Origin of the sequence: Streptomyces daghestanicus (assembly GCF_020521275.1) — a bacterium.
GTDB classification, from domain to species: Bacteria; Actinomycetota; Actinomycetes; order Streptomycetales; family Streptomycetaceae; genus Streptomyces; species Streptomyces griseoviridis.
Map to the genome: position 1 here is coordinate 175,007 of NZ_BNDX01000002.1, position 16,175 is coordinate 191,181.

Below are 16,175 nucleotides of genomic sequence, written 5' to 3' on the forward strand. Positions count from 1 at the left end.
TCGGCGTGGCTGCGTGTCGGAAGTGAGGTCCGCGCTGACCTCGGTCTCCGGGCCGGCTCAGTACGCGCTGTTGACGTTGTCGATGGTGCCGTACTTGTCGGCCGCGTAGTTGGCGGCGGCGGTGATGTTGGCGACCGGGTCGTAGATGTTCCAGGAGGTGCCGGCCACGTGGTACGCCTTGAAGGTCGGCGGGATCACCTGGAGCAGGCCCTTGGACGGGATGCCGTTGATGGCGTTGATGTCCCAGTCGTTGATCGCCTTCGGGTTGCCCGAGGACTCACGCATGATGTTCTTGTGCAGGCCGTGGTAGGAGCCGGGGATGCCCTTGGCCTTCATGATGCTCAGGGCCTCGTTGATCCAGCCGTTGAGGTTGTCCGGGTAGCTCTTGGCGGCGACCTGCTTCACCTCGGCGCGCTCGGCGGACCGGCTGGCGGCCTGCTTCGCGGCACGCTTCTTGGCGGCGGCCTGCGTGGCGGCCTGCTTCTTGGCGTCGGCCGCTGCCTGCTGCTTCGCGTCGATGGCCGCGAGCTTCTCGCTGGTCCCGGCGAGCTGGTCGGTGACGGACGTCTTCACGTCCTTGATCTGCTCGGAGCTGTAGGCCACCTTGGCCGCCGGGGCGGCCTCGCTCGTGGCGGTCGTGTGGCCACTGGCGGGCACCGCGGAGATCGCGAGGGCGGCGGCACCGAGGGCGCCGACACCGGCTATGGCGATCTTGTGGTTGCGGGTCAGGGAACGACTATGACCACGGGTGAGGATGTTCTTGGGCATGGCGGGATAGACCTCTTCGAGTTGCGCGGAGGTCGCTCTCGTCCTGCTGAGTACAGGGGTGCTTCCGGCACGAACGCCGTGGTTCACAACCCACGGCACTGAGCGACGTGAGCCATTGTTAGCGGCCGCAAAATCGGCTGGCAAAGGTGTGACGTACGAAGCTGGATAGTGGATCAGGGAGGGGAGAAACCGGGCAACAGTGACCATCTTCCCGGTCAAAACGGACGTCTCGTCCTCCTAACCCACTTCGTACGTGACGTGCGCCCTATGCGGGGGCTCACACGGGCCACCCCCTCATCTCACTGCGAGTTGCTGAAGCAATGCGATACGTGAGTGACTGCCGGGGTCGGTGGGGACGGTGTCATGGCAGGGGCCGCAGGGGGGACTGAGCCTGCCGGAACTGGCGCCACCGGCAGCACCCGCCCACCACCTCCTCGCCTCCGCTCCGGGGCAGCCCGCCCCGCCACCGTCCCCGGCACCAGCAGAGACGGGGCCGGGGACGGACAGCCCGAGCGGCCCGTCCACCCCTGCGCACCTCCCGCACCCCGCTCCGGCGCGACGACCGGGCCCTCCCACTCCGCCCACGCCCACTCCGCCCACGCCTGTACGGCCTCCCCCTGGGGAGGACCTCCCCCCGGTACGGCCCTGCCCCCGCCGACTCCACCGCCCATATGACCGCCTTCACCGGGAGCCCGTCCGGCCGCCCTCACCGGCCCGTCCGGCCACCCTTACCGGGATGGCCTCCAGCCGGTCACGTCCACCGAAAGCCCATCCGACCACGTCCGGCCCCGGCACCCGCGCACCCGGTGGCCCCCCAGCACCAGCCGCTCCCCGGGCAGCCCCGCCTCCCTACCCCTTCACCCCTTCTCTCGCACGCGCGCGTGCGAGAGAAGCCCGCTCGGACGGCTGCGTCTCCGCCGTGGCGACCAGTCGCCCTCGCCCCCCCACCCGCACGCGCGCGTGGTACCCAACCGTCCGGCCCCCGCCCCCGCGATCCCACCGTCCCGGGACCTCCGACCTAGGACCATCGACCCGGCCGGTCGCCCGTCACCGGGCCGATCCGGGTGTCACACCCCGCCGGTACCGTGAGGTCATGAGTCACGGCCCCCGGTCCGGCCTCGCCGCGGTCAGTGCCGCGCTGCTGGCCATGAGCAGGCACCTGGAGGTGCGCGACGTCCTGAAGACGATCGTCGCCTCCGCCCGCGAGCTGCTCGACGCGCGGTACGCGGCCCTCGGAGTCCCCGACGACCACGGCGGCTTCGCCCAGTTCGTGGTGGACGGCATCAGCGACGAGCAGTGGAAGGCCATCGGCCCCCTGCCCCGCCAGCACGGCATCCTCGCCGCGATGCTGCGCGACGCCCGCCCCGAGCGCCTCGCCGACCTCCGCCAGGACCCCCGCTTCGAAGGCTGGCCGTCCGCCCATCCCGAGCTGGCCGACTTCCTCGGCCTGCCGATCCGCGACGGTGACGAGGTCCTCGGCGCCCTCTTCCTCGCCAACAAGCTGCACCCCGACGAGGGAGACCCCCCGAGCCCCGGGCGCGAGGGCACCTGCGGCTTCACCCAGGACGACGAGGAACTCCTCGGCATCCTCGCCCAGCACGCCGCCATCGCCCTCACCAACGCCCGCCTCTACGAGCGCAGCCGCGAGCTGACCATCACCGAGGAGCGCACCCGCCTCGCCCACGAGCTGCACGACGCGGTCAGCCAGAAGCTGTTCTCCCTCCGTCTCACCGCCCAGGCCGCCGCCCGCCTGGTGGACCGCGACCCCGCCCGCGCCAAGGAGGAGCTGCGGCAGGTGACCGCCCTGGCCGCCGAGGCCGCGGACGAGCTGCGCGCCGCCGTCGTGGAGCTGCGCCCCGCCGCCCTGGACGAGGACGGCCTGGTCGCCACCCTGCGCACCCACGTCCAGGTCCTCGACCGCGCCCACACCGCGCACGTCACCTTCACCGGCCACGGCCTGCGCGCGCTGCCCGCCGCCCAGGAGGAGGCCGTCCTCCGCGTCGCCCAGGAGGCGCTGCACAACGCCCTGCGGCACTCCGCCGCGACCCACGTCGACGTAACCCTGCGCCGGGCCGGCGCGGGAGCCGAGCTGCGGGTCACCGACGACGGCGCCGGCTTCGACCCGCGGGCGGTGCACCGCGCGGGACGTCATCTGGGCCTGGTCTCCATGCGGGACCGGGCGAGCGGGGTCGGCGGCACGCTGACCGTCGAATCGGCGCCCGGCAAGGGCACCACGATCACGATGGAGGTCCCCGGTGGCTGAGGCAATCAGGGTGCTGCTCGTCGACGACCACCAGGTGGTCCGCCGCGGCCTGCGCACCTTCCTGGAGGTGCAGGACGACATCGAGGTGGTCGGCGAGGCCGCGGACGGCGCGGAAGGGGTCGACCGCGCCACCGAGCTGCGCCCCGACGTGATCCTCATGGACGTCAAGATGCCGGGCATGGACGGCGTCGACGCCCTGCGTCGGCTCCGTGAGCTGGACCACCCCGTGCGAGTCCTGATCGTCACCAGCTTCACCGAGCAGCGCACCGTGGTCCCCGCCCTGCGCGCCGGCGCCGCCGGCTACGTCTACAAGGACATCGACCCCGAAGCGCTGGCCGGCGCCATCCGCTCGGTGTACGCCGGGCACATCCTGCTCCAGCCCGAGGTCGCGGGCGCCCTGCTCCAGCCCGAGGGCACCGGCTCCGGCCAGGGCAGGGCCGGTTCCCTCACCGACCGCGAGCGCGAGGTGCTGGGCCTGATAGCCGACGGCCGCTCCAACCGGGAGATCGCCCGCGCCCTCGTCCTGTCCGAGAAGACGGTCAAGACCCACGTCTCGAACATCCTGATGAAACTCGACCTGGCCGACCGCACCCAGGCCGCCCTGTGGGCCGTACGCCACAGCAACACGGAGGGTTCCGTTCCGGACTGAGATTCATACCGTCGTGGGAATGTCCCCCGAATGGCGCAACCTCCGGTGTGCCCGGCCGTTCTCCAGTGCGTGCCGCGGCGATTGCCGCGGCGATCGCAAGGAGGACTGGCAAGTGAAGAACCTGAAGAAGGCAGTGGCCGTGACGATGGTGGCCGGTGGGCTGGTCGCCGCCGGTGCCGGTATGGCCTCCGCCTCCGGTGGTGCCGACGCGCACGGCAAGGCCGTCGGCTCCCCGGGCGTCGCCTCGGGCAACCTCGTCCAGGCGCCGATCCACGTCCCGGTCAACGCCGTGGGCAACAGCGTCAGCGTCATCGGCGTCCTGAACCCGGCCTTCGGCAACCTGGGTCTCAACCGCTGACGCCCCGACGGGGGTGCCGTACGTCCCGCCCGTGAGCCCGCGGGCAGGAGCGCCGCGAGGGCGGCAGGGGCGGGCGCGGACGGCACTCCGTCGACACCGGGCCGGGTCACCTCACCCGGCCCACCGACGCCGCCACTCCCTCCCCCTGCGGACGTCACTCCCGTCCCCGCTCCTCCACCACGGAGTTGTACGCCGCGACCTGCGCCCGCCGAGCCGTCCGCTCCACCGGCCGCAGCGCATGCGAGCGCGCCGCCATCTCCGAGGCGCTCACCGCGCCCCCGGGCCCGTTCTCGTACGCCAGCGAGATCAGCGCCCCCACCCGCTGAGCCAGCTCCAGCACCCGCACCGCCCGCGGCGGATATCCCGGCGCCAGCACCTCGCGCCCCGCCTCCGCCCGCGCCCGGTACGCCGCGACGGCCGCCTCGGCCACCGGCCCCGACCCGGCCAGGTCCAGCCGCGTCAGCACCGCCGTCGCGTCCCGCAGCGCCTCCGCCAGCTCCCGCTCCGCCTCCGCCAGCGACGGCACATCCGCGGGCGGCCCCTGACGCACCGGCAGACAGTGCCAGACCACCTCGACGTGCACATCGCCCTCGGGCCCCGCCTCGGACACCTCGGGCACCAGCCCCAGCGCGGCCCCGTGACAGACCACCGCCTCCTCGGCCTCCAGTGCCCGCGCGTTGAACTCCGGCGGCCCGCTCAGCCCCAGCGGATGCCCCGGCGCGGGCAGCGCCACCCGCAGCCCGGTCACCCCGAGCGCCCGCAGCCGCCCCAGCGCCAGCGTCAGACCGACCGGCGCCGACTCGCCCGGCAGCCCCGCCACCCGGTGCACCGCGTCCTCGCCGACGATCGCGAGCACGGCGTCGTCCGGCGAGACAACTCCGACAAGGAGGGCATTTCCCCAGGCGGCCAGCCGCCCTGCGCGTGGTTCCGTGAGCATGCCCACCACCCTAGGACGCTTCCGCGGGGCCTCCACGACGTCACCGCACCCCGCGGACCCGTCGCGAGCCCACCGTGAACCATCCCGATGGAACGGCCGGGCCGACCGGTGGCGTAGATTTCCTAGAGGGCGGCGCCCACCGGCGCGGCCGACCGAGCCACTGGCGTACGCGACAGCCGAGACCGGCACACTGCAAGGGGAGACAACGCGCTCATGAGCGATGTTCTGGAGCTTCAGGACGTATCCGTGGTCCGGGAGGGCCGGGCTCTGGTGGACCAGGTCTCCTGGTCGGTCAAGGAGGGCGAGCGCTGGGTCATCCTCGGCCCCAACGGCGCCGGCAAGACCACCCTCCTCAACCTCGCCTCCAGCTACCTCTTCCCCAGCCAGGGCACCGCCACCATCCTCGGCGAGACCCTCGGCCGGCCCGGCACCGACGTCTTCGAGCTGCGCCCCCGCATCGGCATGGCGGGCATCGCCATGACCGAGAAGCTCCCCAAGCGCCAGACCGTCCTGGAGACCGTGCTGACCGCCGCGTACGGCATGACGGCCACCTGGCAGGAGGACTACGAGGACATCGACGAGCAGCGCGCCCGCGCCTTCCTCGACCGCCTCGGCATGACCGACTTCCTCGACCGGAAGTTCGGCACCCTGTCCGAGGGCGAGCGCAAGCGCACCCTCATCGCCCGCGCCCTGATGACCGACCCCGAGCTCCTCCTCCTCGACGAGCCCGCCGCCGGCCTCGACCTCGGCGGCCGCGAGGACCTCGTACGCCGCCTCGGCCGCCTCGCCCGCGACCCGATCGCCCCCTCGATGATCATGGTGACCCACCACGTCGAGGAGATCGCCCCCGGCTTCACGCACGTTCTGATGATCCGTCAGGGCAAGGTCCTCGCCGCCGGCCCGCTGGAGCTGGAACTGACCTCCCGCAACCTCTCCCTCTGCTTCGGCCTCCCGCTCGTCGTGGAACAGGTCGGCGACCGCTGGACCGCCCAGGGCCTCCCGCTCTCCTGACCCGCCCCGCCCCGGCCGCCCCGTCCTCTTTGCGCCCTGTCCCAGCGGCGACCGACGGACCTACCATGACCACGTGAACGACATCGACGCATGGGTGTGGTGGCTCGTCGCCGCGGCAGCCCTCGGAATCCCGCTCGTCGTCACCGCGATGCCGGAGTTCGGCATGCTCGCCGTCGGCGCGGTCGCCGCGGCGATCGCCTCCGGCCTCGGGGCCGACGTCGTCCTCCAGGTCCTCGTCTTCGTCGTCGTCTCGGTCGCCCTTCTGGCGGTGGTACGCCCCATCGCCGCCCGGCACCGCCAGGACCGGCCCCAACTCGTCACGGGGGTGGAAGCGTTGAAGGGCAGGCAAGCCGTCGTCCTGGAACGGGTCGACGGCTCCGGTGGCCGGATCAAGCTCGCCGGCGAGGTCTGGTCGGCCCGCTCCCTCGACGGCGGCCGCGCCTACGACGTGGGGCAGGAGGTGGACGTCGTGGACATCGAGGGCGCCACGGCGATCGTCCTATGACCGCGCACCACGCAACCTGGGGGAACAGCCCCCGGCACGGGCGACGGTCTGTCAGACTCGACCAGCAAGATCCTCAACAGCCGTAAGATCAGCAGCAGTCAGGATCTGCCGAGAGCGCCGAGGCGGAGAAGGGTACGGGAGAGACCATGCAGCCGGTCATCATCGTCTTGATCATCCTGGTGGTGTTGGTCTTCATCGCCTTGATCAAGACGATCCAGGTCATCCCACAGGCCAGCGCCGCCATCGTCGAGCGCTTCGGCCGCTACACACGCACGCTGAACGCGGGCCTCAACATCGTCGTCCCGTTCATCGACACCATCCGCAACCGCATCGACCTGCGCGAACAGGTCGTCCCGTTCCCGCCGCAGCCGGTGATCACCCAGGACAACCTGGTGGTCAACATCGACACGGTCATCTACTACCAGGTCACCGACGCCCGCGCCGCGACCTATGAGGTCGCCAGCTACATCCAGGCGATCGAGCAGCTCACCGTCACCACCCTGCGCAACATCATCGGTGGCATGGACCTGGAGCGCACCCTGACCTCCCGCGAGGAGATCAACGCGGCCCTGCGCGGCGTCCTCGACGAGGCCACCGGCAAGTGGGGCATCCGCGTCAACCGCGTCGAGCTGAAGGCGATCGAGCCGCCCACCTCCATCCAGGACTCGATGGAGAAGCAGATGCGCGCCGACCGCGACAAGCGCGCCGCGATCCTCCAGGCCGAGGGTGTCCGGCAGTCCGAGATCCTGCGCGCCGAGGGCGAGAAGCAGTCCCAGATCCTGCGCGCCGAGGGTGAGGCCAAGGCCGCCGCCCTGCGCGCCGAGGGCGAGGCCCAGGCCGTCCGTACGGTCTTCGAGGCCATCCACGCCGGCGACCCGGACCAGAAGCTGCTCTCCTACCAGTACCTCCAGATGCTCCCGAAGATCGCCGAGGGCGACGCCAACAAGCTCTGGATCGTCCCCAGCGAGATCGGCGACGCCCTCAAGGGCCTCTCCGGCGCGATGGGCAACTTCGGCGGCCTGGGCGGCGGCGCCCAGAGCGCCCCCACGGTCCCGCCACAGGAACGCCGCGAAAAGCCGACCATCGACTGACGGCGCATCGGAACACAGGCCCCGCGTCCCCACCCAGGGGCGCGGGGAACTGCGCGACCGACCCTCCCTGAACCCGCGGCCGGGGAAGGACCGAACCTTCCTGAGGCGAGACCGCTACGCCGCGTCCAGCACCAACCAGTCCGGCAGCGCGGCGAAGTCGTCCCGGGCCAGCGCCAGCAGCATCGCATCGGCGGGCGTCGGCTCGAAGGGCTGGCGCAGCAACGGCATCCCCGCCTGCTCGGGCGTCCGGTTCGCCTTGCGGTGATTGTCCTCCGCACAGGAGGCCACCGTGTTCAGCCACGTGTCCTGCCCGCCCAGCGACCGCGGCACCACGTGGTCCACGGTCGTCGCCCGCCGCCCGCAGTACGCGCACCGGTGCCGGTCCCGCACCAGCACCCCCCGCCTCGACCACGGCGCACGTCTTCGGAACGGCACCCGTACGTACTGGCAGAGCCTGATCACCCGGGGCGCCGGTATGTCCACCGCCGCTCCCCGCATCCGCAGTTCGGGGTGGGCCTGCTCGACGACGGCCTTGTCCTGGAGCACCAGAACGACGGCTCGGTTCAGCGACACCGTCGACAAGGGTTCGAAGCTCGCGTTCAGCACCAGCGTGTCCCGCATACCAGCCCACCTCCCGTGTGCACCGGCCCACCCCCTGGCGGGCTGGATCAACTCTGGCCGGGCACGCCGGGATGGACAACGCAATAAAAAATGCCCGCCCCTGATCACTTCCAAGACCAGAGACGGGCAAACGTTCCATGAACGGTCAGCTGTCGGCGGGCACCTCGTACTCACCGATCAGCTGCGCACGGGCGATCGTGTGGAACCGCAGATTGAAACCGACGAACGCGGGCGTGGCCTCGGCGTCCGGCCCCAGCTTCTCCTGGTCCACGGCGTACACGGTGAAGACGTACCGGTGCGGTCCGTCCCCGGCCGGCGGCGCCGCGCCCCCGAAGTCCTTGCTGCCGTAGTCGTTGCGCGCCTGGACGGCGCCCTCCGGCAGCCCCTCGAACGTCCCGCTGCCCGCGCCCACCGGCAGTTCCGTCACCGAGGCCGGGATGTCGAACACCACCCAGTGCCAGAAGCCGCTGCCCGTCGGCGCGTCCGGGTCGTAGCAGGTCACGGCGAAGCTCTTGGTCCCGGACGGGAAGCCCTCCCACCGCAGGTGCGGCGAGGTGTTGCCGGCCGCGTAGACCTGAGCGTCCTTGAGCGTCGCCCCGTCCTGGACGTCCTCGCTCGTCACCGTGAACGCCGGCACGGGCGGGTGGAAGTCATGGGGGAGCGGCCGCCGCTTGTGCTCGGTCACCTCGGTACCTCCTGATCGATACGTGCAGTCGACTCCCGAGCCTAGAACCAGTTCCGCTTGCTGCCGACCTCGGACAGCCACTGGTTGAGGTACGCGACCCAGTCGGTCCCCTGGTAGTCGTGCAGCCCGACCGTGAACGACCGGAAGGTGTCGCTGCCCTCGCTGAACAGCCCCGGCTTCTTGTCCATCTCCAGTACGACGTCCATCGCCTGGTCGTCGGCGACGAAGCTCAGCTCGACCTGGTTCAGCCCCCGGTACTGCTGCGGCGGCAGGAACTCGATCTCCTGGTAGAACGGCAGCTTCTGCCGCGTCCCCCGGATGTGCCCGCGCTCCATGTCCGCGTTCTTGAAGCGGAAACCGAGCTGGACGAACGCGTCCAGGATCGCCTTCTGCGCCGGCAGCGGGTGCACGTTGACCGGGTCCAGGTCCCCGGAGTCCACGGCCCGTGCGATCGCCAGCTCCGTGGTCACCCCGATGTTCATGCCGCGCAGCGCCTGCCCGTCGATCATGGTGACCGGCGTCTCCCACGGGATCTCCAGCCCGAACGGCACCGCGTGCACCGCGCCGGCCTGAAGCTCGAAGGCGCCCCCGAGGCTGACCTTCGTGAACTCGATGTCCTGCTTGTACTCCTGGTCGCCGCTCTCCACCTCGACCTTGGCCTGGAGCCCGACCGACAGCCCCTCGATCTGCTGGTTGACGGACCCGCCCTGGATCCGCACCTCACCCTGGACGACACCGCCCGGAACGACGTTCACCTCGTTCAGCACCGTCTCGACCGAGGCCCCACCGGCCCCCAGGCTTGCGAGCAGCTTCTTGAACGGCATGTCTCTCCCTCTGCAGGCTTATGCGTGAACCCTTGATCCCTACATACGCGATCCGGCCGTGGCCGGTTCCGCACCCCACCCTGACAAGGCGTCCGCCAGCTGACCAGCCCGCCGCCCGTACCGTCTGCGTTACGCTCGGACGGCATGATCGCGACCCCTGACCGTACGCCTCTGCCGAGGGAGTTCTTCGACCGCCCCGTCCTCGAGGTGGCGCCCGATCTCCTGGGCCGCGTCCTGGTCCGTACCACCCCGGACGGCCCGATCTCCCTCCGTCTGACAGAGGTGGAGGCCTACGACGGCCAGAACGATCCCGGCTCCCACGCCTACCGTGGCCGCACCCCTCGCAACGACGTCATGTTCGGTCCCCCCGGACACGTGTACGTCTACTTCACCTACGGCATGTGGTTCTGCATGAACCTGGTCTGCGGTCCCGAAGGCCGGTCGAGCGCGGTCCTGCTCCGCGCGGGCGAGATCGTCGAGGGCGCCGAGCTGGCCCGGACCCGTCGCCTCTCGGCCCGCAATGACAAGGAACTGGCCAAAGGCCCCGCCCGCCTGGCCACGGCCCTCGACGTCGACCGTGCCCTGAACGGCACGGACGCGTGCGCCGCCGGCGAGACCCCCTTGCGCATCCTGTCCGGCACGGCCGTACCCCGCGACCAGGTACGCAACGGCCCCCGCACCGGTGTGGCGGGTGAAGGCGGAGTGCATCCCTGGCGCTACTGGATCGCCGAGGACCCGACGGTGAGCCCGTACCGGGCCCATGTCCCCCGGCGGCGCCGAAGTTGACGCACCCTTGCGTGCCCCGTAATGTAGTCCGAGCCGCTTGAACCGGGTACGGCATTCGCCTGCAGCCGGAAGCGGCCAACCCACTACCTAGCACCACCCCTCAGCGGGGTCTCATTCGGCGTGCTCGCATGCCCGAATTCGAACTCGCGAATGCCGATTATGAACCGGCAGGGAAATCAGCTAACGTAGTGAATGTCGAAAGGCCGACAGGCGAAAGCCCAAGGCTGACGGCAATCCCGCCGACAGGGAATCGGATCGTGAAAACGATCTGATAGAGTCGGAAACGCAAGACCGAAGGGAAGCGCCCGGAGGAAAGCCTGAGAGAGTCTCTCGGGTGAGTACAAAGGAAGCGTCCGTTCCTTGAGAACTCAACAGCGTGCCAAAAGTCAACGCCAGATATGTTGATACCCCGTCTCCAGCTCTGCTGGGGCGAGGTTCCTTTGAAGAAAAATACAGCGAGGACGCTGTGAACGGTCGGATTATTCCTCCGGCTGTTCCGCTCCCGTGAGCTGTTGAAGCATTCACGGAGAGTTTGATCCTGGCTCAGGACGAACGCTGGCGGCGTGCTTAACACATGCAAGTCGAACGATGAACCACTTCGGTGGGGATTAGTGGCGAACGGGTGAGTAACACGTGGGCAATCTGCCCTGCACTCTGGGACAAGCCCTGGAAACGGGGTCTAATACCGGATAATACTTCTCCTCGCATGGGGAGGGGTTGAAAGCTCCGGCGGTGCAGGATGAGCCCGCGGCCTATCAGCTTGTTGGTGAGGTAGTGGCTCACCAAGGCGACGACGGGTAGCCGGCCTGAGAGGGCGACCGGCCACACTGGGACTGAGACACGGCCCAGACTCCTACGGGAGGCAGCAGTGGGGAATATTGCACAATGGGCGAAAGCCTGATGCAGCGACGCCGCGTGAGGGATGACGGCCTTCGGGTTGTAAACCTCTTTCAGCAGGGAAGAAGCGAGAGTGACGGTACCTGCAGAAGAAGCGCCGGCTAACTACGTGCCAGCAGCCGCGGTAATACGTAGGGCGCAAGCGTTGTCCGGAATTATTGGGCGTAAAGAGCTCGTAGGCGGCTTGTCGCGTCGGTTGTGAAAGCCCGGGGCTTAACCCCGGGTCTGCAGTCGATACGGGCAGGCTAGAGTTCGGTAGGGGAGATCGGAATTCCTGGTGTAGCGGTGAAATGCGCAGATATCAGGAGGAACACCGGTGGCGAAGGCGGATCTCTGGGCCGATACTGACGCTGAGGAGCGAAAGCGTGGGGAGCGAACAGGATTAGATACCCTGGTAGTCCACGCCGTAAACGGTGGGCACTAGGTGTGGGCAACATTCCACGTTGTCCGTGCCGCAGCTAACGCATTAAGTGCCCCGCCTGGGGAGTACGGCCGCAAGGCTAAAACTCAAAGGAATTGACGGGGGCCCGCACAAGCGGCGGAGCATGTGGCTTAATTCGACGCAACGCGAAGAACCTTACCAAGGCTTGACATACACCGGAAAACCCTGGAGACAGGGTCCCCCTTGTGGTCGGTGTACAGGTGGTGCATGGCTGTCGTCAGCTCGTGTCGTGAGATGTTGGGTTAAGTCCCGCAACGAGCGCAACCCTTGTCCCGTGTTGCCAGCAGGCCCTTGTGGTGCTGGGGACTCACGGGAGACCGCCGGGGTCAACTCGGAGGAAGGTGGGGACGACGTCAAGTCATCATGCCCCTTATGTCTTGGGCTGCACACGTGCTACAATGGCCGGTACAATGAGCTGCGATACCGTGAGGTGGAGCGAATCTCAAAAAGCCGGTCTCAGTTCGGATTGGGGTCTGCAACTCGACCCCATGAAGTCGGAGTCGCTAGTAATCGCAGATCAGCATTGCTGCGGTGAATACGTTCCCGGGCCTTGTACACACCGCCCGTCACGTCACGAAAGTCGGTAACACCCGAAGCCGGTGGCCCAACCCCTTGTGGGAGGGAGCTGTCGAAGGTGGGACTGGCGATTGGGACGAAGTCGTAACAAGGTAGCCGTACCGGAAGGTGCGGCTGGATCACCTCCTTTCTAAGGAGCACATGGCCGACTGCAAGCAAACGTCTTGCACGGTTGCTCATGGGTGGAACGTTGACTATTCGGCACACGAGATCTGATCTGCTTGCTAGTACTGCTTCGGCGTGGAACGTGAGTTGGGGAGGGCTTGGGTGTCGGGCACGCTGTTGGGTGTCTGAGGGTACGGCCGTGAGTTCGCCTTCAGTTGCCGGCCCCAGTGAACTCGGGATGTTGTCCCGGGGTGGTGGGTGGTTGGTCGTTGTTTGAGAACTGCACAGTGGACGCGAGCATCTGTGGCCAAGTTTTTAAGGGCGCACGGTGGATGCCTTGGCACCAGGAACCGATGAAGGACGTGGGAGGCCACGATAGGCCCCGGGGAGTCGTCAACCAGGCTTTGATCCGGGGGTGTCCGAATGGGGAAACCCGGCAGTCGTCATGGGCTGTCACCCTTGCCTGAACACATAGGGCAAGTGGAGGGAACGCGGGGAAGTGAAACATCTCAGTACCCGCAGGAAGAGAAAACAACCGTGATTCCGGGAGTAGTGGCGAGCGAAACCGGATGAGGCCAAACCGTATGCGTGTGAGACCCGGCAGGGGTTGCGTATACGGGGTTGTGGGATCTCTCTTTTACAGTCTGCCGGCTGTGAGGCGAGTCAGAAACCGTTGATGTAGGCGAAGGACATGCGAAAGGTCCGGCGTAGAGGGTAAGACCCCCGTAGTCGAAACGTCAGCGGCTCGTTTGAGAGACACCCAAGTAGCACGGGGCCCGAGAAATCCCGTGTGAATCTGGCGGGACCACCCGCTAAGCCTAAATATTCCCTGGTGACCGATAGCGGATAGTACCGTGAGGGAATGGTGAAAAGTACCGCGGGAGCGGAGTGAAATAGTACCTGAAACCGTGTGCCTACAAGCCGTGGGAGCGTCGGGGTGGAGCTTGCTTCATCCTCGTGACTGCGTGCCTTTTGAAGAATGAGCCTGCGAGTTTGCGGTGTGTTGCGAGGTTAACCCGGGTGGGGTAGCCGTAGCGAAAGCGAGTCCGAACAGGGCGTTTGAGTAGCACGCTCAAGACCCGAAGCGGAGTGATCTAGCCATGGGCAGGTTGAAGCGGAGGTAAGACTTCGTGGAGGACCGAACCCACCAGGGTTGAAAACCTGGGGGATGACCTGTGGTTAGGGGTGAAAGGCCAATCAAACTCCGTGATAGCTGGTTCTCCCCGAAATGCATTTAGGTGCAGCGTCGTGTGTTTCTTGCCGGAGGTAGAGCACTGGATAGGCGATGGGCCCTACCGGGTTACTGACCTTAGCCAAACTCCGAATGCCGGTAAGTGAGAGCGCGGCAGTGAGACTGTGGGGGATAAGCTCCATGGTCGAGAGGGAAACAGCCCAGAGCATCGACTAAGGCCCCTAAGCGTACGCTAAGTGGGAAAGGATGTGGAGTCGCAGAGACAACCAGGAGGTTGGCTTAGAAGCAGCCACCCTTGAAAGAGTGCGTAATAGCTCACTGGTCTAGTGATTCCGCGCCGACAATGTAGCGGGGCTCAAGCGTACCGCCGAAGTCGTGTCATTGCAGCTATAGGGCCAACGCCTGCTGTGATGGGTAGGGGAGCGTCGTCTGCCGGGTGAAGCAGCCGTGTAAGCGAGTTGTGGACGGTTGACGAGTGAGAATGCAGGCATGAGTAGCGATACACACGTGGGAAACGTGTGCGCCGATTGACTAAGGGTTCCTGGGTCAAGCTGATCTGCCCAGGGTAAGTCGGGACCTAAGGCGAGGCCGACAGGCGTAGTCGATGGATAACCGGTTGATATTCCGGTACCCGCTGTGAAGCGTCAAACATCGAGCATCGTGATGCTAAGGCCGTGAAGCCGTTCCGGACCCTTCGGGGGATGGAAAGTGGTGGAGCCGCCGGCCCAAGCGGTTAGTAGGTGAGTGATGGGGTGACGCAGGAAGGTAGTCCATCCCGGGCGGTGGTTGTCCCGGGGTAAGGGTGTAGGCCGTGCGGTAGGTAAATCCGTCGCACATGGGGCTGAGACCTGATGCCGAGCCGATTGTGGTGAAGTGGATGATCCTATGCTGTCGAGAAAAGCCTCTAGCGAGTTTCATGGCGGCCCGTACCCTAAACCGACTCAGGTGGTCAGGTAGAGAATACCGAGGCGTTCGGGTGAACTATGGTTAAGGAACTCGGCAAAATGCCCCCGTAACTTCGGGAGAAGGGGGGCCACGTCTGGTGATGATCTTTACGGTCTGAGCTGGGTGTGGCCGCAGAGACCAGCGAGAAGCGACTGTTTACTAAAAACACAGGTCCGTGCGAAGCCGTAAGGCGATGTATACGGACTGACGCCTGCCCGGTGCTGGAACGTTAAGGGGACCGGTTAGCTCCATTTCGGTGGGGCGAAGCTGAGAACTTAAGCGCCAGTAAACGGCGGTGGTAACTATAACCATCCTAAGGTAGCGAAATTCCTTGTCGGGTAAGTTCCGACCTGCACGAATGGCGTAACGACTTCTCGACTGTCTCAACCATAGGCCCGGTGAAATTGCACTACGAGTAAAGATGCTCGTTTCGCGCAGCAGGACGGAAAGACCCCGGGACCTTTACTACAGTTTGATATTGGTGTTCGGTTCGGCTTGTGTAGGATAGCTGGGAGACTGTGAACTCTGGACGCCAGTTCAGGGGGAGTCGTCGTTGAAATACCAGTCTGGTCGTGCTGGATGTCTAACCTGGGTCCGTGATCCGGATCAGGGACAGTGTCTGATGGGTAGTTTAACTGGGGCGGTTGCCTCCTAAAGAGTAACGGAGGCGCCCAAAGGTTCCCTCAGCCTGGTTGGTAATCAGGTGTTGAGTGTAAGTGCACAAGGGAGCTTGACTGTGAGACCGACGGGTCGAGCAGGGACGAAAGTCGGGACTAGTGATCCGGCGGTGGCTTGTGGAAGCGCCGTCGCTCAACGGATAAAAGGTACCCCGGGGATAACAGGCTGATCTTCCCCAAGAGTCCATATCGACGGGATGGTTTGGCACCTCGATGTCGGCTCGTCGCATCCTGGGGCTGGAGTCGGTCCCAAGGGTTGGGCTGTTCGCCCATTAAAGCGGTACGCGAGCTGGGTTTAGAACGTCGTGAGACAGTTCGGTCCCTATCCGCTGTGCGCGTAGGAGTCTTGAGAAGGGCTGTCCCTAGTACGAGAGGACCGGGACGGACGAACCTCTGGTGTGCCAGTTGTTCTGCCAAGGGCATGGCTGGTTGGCTACGTTCGGGAGGGATAACCGCTGAAAGCATCTAAGCGGGAAGCCTGCTTCGAGATGAGGACTCCCACCCCCTTTGAGGGGTTAAGGCTCCCAGTAGACGACTGGGTTGATAGGCCAGATCTGGAAGCGCCGTGAGGTGTGGAGGTGACTGGTACTAATAGGCCGAGGGCTTGTCCTCAGTTGCTCGCGTCCACTGTGTTTGTTCTGAGGCAACGACCGTTGCCGGTTTTGAGTAGAACAGACAATTGAAGAGTGTGCTTGTTCGCTCGAAACCATTAGGGTTTCGGTGGTCATAGCGTAGGGGAAACGCCCGGTCACATTTCGAACCCGGAAGCTAAGCCTTACAGCGCCGATGGTACTGCAGGGGGGACCCTGTGGGAGAGTAGGACGCCGCCGAACAATCTTTGGG

General features: G+C 66.5%; 12 protein-coding genes and 3 rRNA genes. 10 read left to right on the forward strand and 5 right to left on the reverse strand.

Going from position 1 to position 16,175, the window contains the following annotated elements; translation table 11 throughout:
- Positions 1 to 57 precede the first annotated feature (57 nt).
- A complete protein-coding gene (locus tag Sdagh_RS00920; protein WP_190078036.1) occupies positions 58 to 768 on the reverse strand; it encodes a transglycosylase SLT domain-containing protein in 711 nt (236 codons plus the stop codon).
- Positions 769 to 1,861: 1,093 nt separating this feature from the next.
- Between Sdagh_RS00920 and Sdagh_RS00925 the strand changes: the two genes are divergently transcribed.
- From Sdagh_RS00925 to chpE, 3 genes are all read left to right on the forward strand, one after another.
- Complete coding sequence (locus Sdagh_RS00925; protein WP_189421761.1) at positions 1,862 to 3,031, forward strand: GAF domain-containing sensor histidine kinase; 1,170 nt, start codon at positions 1,862 to 1,864, stop codon at positions 3,029 to 3,031.
- On the forward strand, positions 3,024 to 3,680 hold the full coding sequence (locus Sdagh_RS00930; RefSeq protein WP_190078037.1) for a response regulator: 657 nt from the start codon (positions 3,024 to 3,026) through the stop codon (positions 3,678 to 3,680). Before Sdagh_RS00925 ends, Sdagh_RS00930 begins: the two co-directional genes overlap by 8 nt.
- Before the next feature lie 112 nt (positions 3,681 to 3,792).
- Positions 3,793 to 4,038 (forward strand): chaplin ChpE, encoded by a 246-nt coding sequence (chpE, locus tag Sdagh_RS00935; RefSeq protein WP_189421763.1) that lies wholly within the window; start codon positions 3,793 to 3,795, stop codon positions 4,036 to 4,038.
- Positions 4,039 to 4,192: 154 nt separating this feature from the next.
- On the opposite strand, the gene Sdagh_RS00940 is transcribed toward chpE, so the two are convergent.
- A complete protein-coding gene (locus tag Sdagh_RS00940; protein ID WP_190078038.1) occupies positions 4,193 to 4,975 on the reverse strand; it encodes an Rv1486c family protein in 783 nt (260 codons plus the stop codon).
- A 213-nt stretch (positions 4,976 to 5,188) separates the two neighbouring features.
- Here Sdagh_RS00940 and Sdagh_RS00945 point away from each other — a divergent pair, with 213 nt between their 5' ends.
- The 3 genes from Sdagh_RS00945 (at position 5,189) to Sdagh_RS00955 (ending at position 7,582) form a co-directional block, all read left to right on the forward strand.
- A complete protein-coding gene (locus Sdagh_RS00945) occupies positions 5,189 to 5,986 on the forward strand; it encodes an ABC transporter ATP-binding protein (protein WP_189421765.1) in 798 nt (265 codons plus the stop codon).
- A gap of 73 nt (positions 5,987 to 6,059) precedes the next feature.
- Entirely contained in the window at positions 6,060 to 6,491 is a 432-nt protein-coding gene (locus tag Sdagh_RS00950) for an NfeD family protein (protein ID WP_189421766.1), read from the forward strand.
- Positions 6,492 to 6,637: 146 nt separating this feature from the next.
- Positions 6,638 to 7,582, forward strand: a complete 945-nt coding sequence (locus Sdagh_RS00955) for an SPFH domain-containing protein (RefSeq protein ID WP_189421767.1) — start codon at positions 6,638 to 6,640, stop codon at positions 7,580 to 7,582.
- 114 nt (positions 7,583 to 7,696) lie between these two features.
- On the opposite strand, the gene Sdagh_RS00960 is transcribed toward Sdagh_RS00955, so the two are convergent.
- The 3 genes from Sdagh_RS00960 to Sdagh_RS00970 form a co-directional block, all read right to left on the reverse strand.
- On the reverse strand, positions 7,697 to 8,203 hold the full coding sequence (locus tag Sdagh_RS00960) for an HNH endonuclease (RefSeq protein WP_189421768.1): 507 nt from the start codon (positions 8,201 to 8,203) through the stop codon (positions 7,697 to 7,699).
- Between the two features lie 145 nt (positions 8,204 to 8,348).
- Positions 8,349 to 8,888, reverse strand: coding sequence for a YbhB/YbcL family Raf kinase inhibitor-like protein (locus Sdagh_RS00965; protein WP_189421769.1), 540 nt, complete (start codon positions 8,886 to 8,888; stop codon positions 8,349 to 8,351).
- A gap of 41 nt (positions 8,889 to 8,929) precedes the next feature.
- Positions 8,930 to 9,712, reverse strand: coding sequence for a sporulation protein (locus Sdagh_RS00970; protein ID WP_189421770.1), 783 nt, complete (start codon positions 9,710 to 9,712; stop codon positions 8,930 to 8,932).
- Between the two features lie 144 nt (positions 9,713 to 9,856).
- On the opposite strand from Sdagh_RS00970, the gene Sdagh_RS00975 reads away from it, so the two are divergent.
- The 4 genes from Sdagh_RS00975 (at position 9,857) to rrf (ending at position 16,165) form a co-directional block, all read left to right on the forward strand.
- Positions 9,857 to 10,498 (forward strand): DNA-3-methyladenine glycosylase, encoded by a 642-nt coding sequence (locus Sdagh_RS00975; RefSeq protein ID WP_190011498.1) that lies wholly within the window; start codon positions 9,857 to 9,859, stop codon positions 10,496 to 10,498.
- A gap of 520 nt (positions 10,499 to 11,018) precedes the next feature.
- A 16S ribosomal RNA gene (locus Sdagh_RS00980) occupies positions 11,019 to 12,543 on the forward strand.
- Positions 12,544 to 12,823: 280 nt separating this feature from the next.
- Positions 12,824 to 15,944: ribosomal RNA gene (locus tag Sdagh_RS00985) — 23S ribosomal RNA — on the forward strand.
- 104 nt (positions 15,945 to 16,048) lie between these two features.
- Positions 16,049 to 16,165 (forward strand): 5S ribosomal RNA (gene rrf, locus Sdagh_RS00990).
- Together the 16S, 23S and 5S rRNA genes form the textbook arrangement of a ribosomal RNA operon.
- Positions 16,166 to 16,175: the final 10 nt, after the last annotated feature.

What these genes read in the sequence shown, in the direction of transcription:
- Sdagh_RS00920 (WP_190078036.1), bottom strand. Translation starts at nt 768, where the DNA reads ATGCCCAAGAACATCCTCACCCGTGGTCATAGTCGTTCCCTGACCCGC.
- Sdagh_RS00925 (WP_189421761.1), top strand. Translation starts at nt 1,862, where the DNA reads ATGAGTCACGGCCCCCGGTCCGGCCTCGCCGCGGTCAGTGCCGCGCTG.
- Sdagh_RS00940 (WP_190078038.1), bottom strand. Translation starts at nt 4,975, where the DNA reads ATGCTCACGGAACCACGCGCAGGGCGGCTGGCCGCCTGGGGAAATGCC.
- Sdagh_RS00945 (WP_189421765.1), top strand. Translation starts at nt 5,189, where the DNA reads ATGAGCGATGTTCTGGAGCTTCAGGACGTATCCGTGGTCCGGGAGGGC.
- Sdagh_RS00955 (WP_189421767.1), top strand. Translation starts at nt 6,638, where the DNA reads ATGCAGCCGGTCATCATCGTCTTGATCATCCTGGTGGTGTTGGTCTTC.
- Sdagh_RS00960 (WP_189421768.1), bottom strand. Translation starts at nt 8,203, where the DNA reads ATGCGGGACACGCTGGTGCTGAACGCGAGCTTCGAACCCTTGTCGACG.
- Sdagh_RS00970 (WP_189421770.1), bottom strand. Translation starts at nt 9,712, where the DNA reads ATGCCGTTCAAGAAGCTGCTCGCAAGCCTGGGGGCCGGTGGGGCCTCG.
- Sdagh_RS00975 (WP_190011498.1), top strand. Translation starts at nt 9,857, where the DNA reads ATGATCGCGACCCCTGACCGTACGCCTCTGCCGAGGGAGTTCTTCGAC.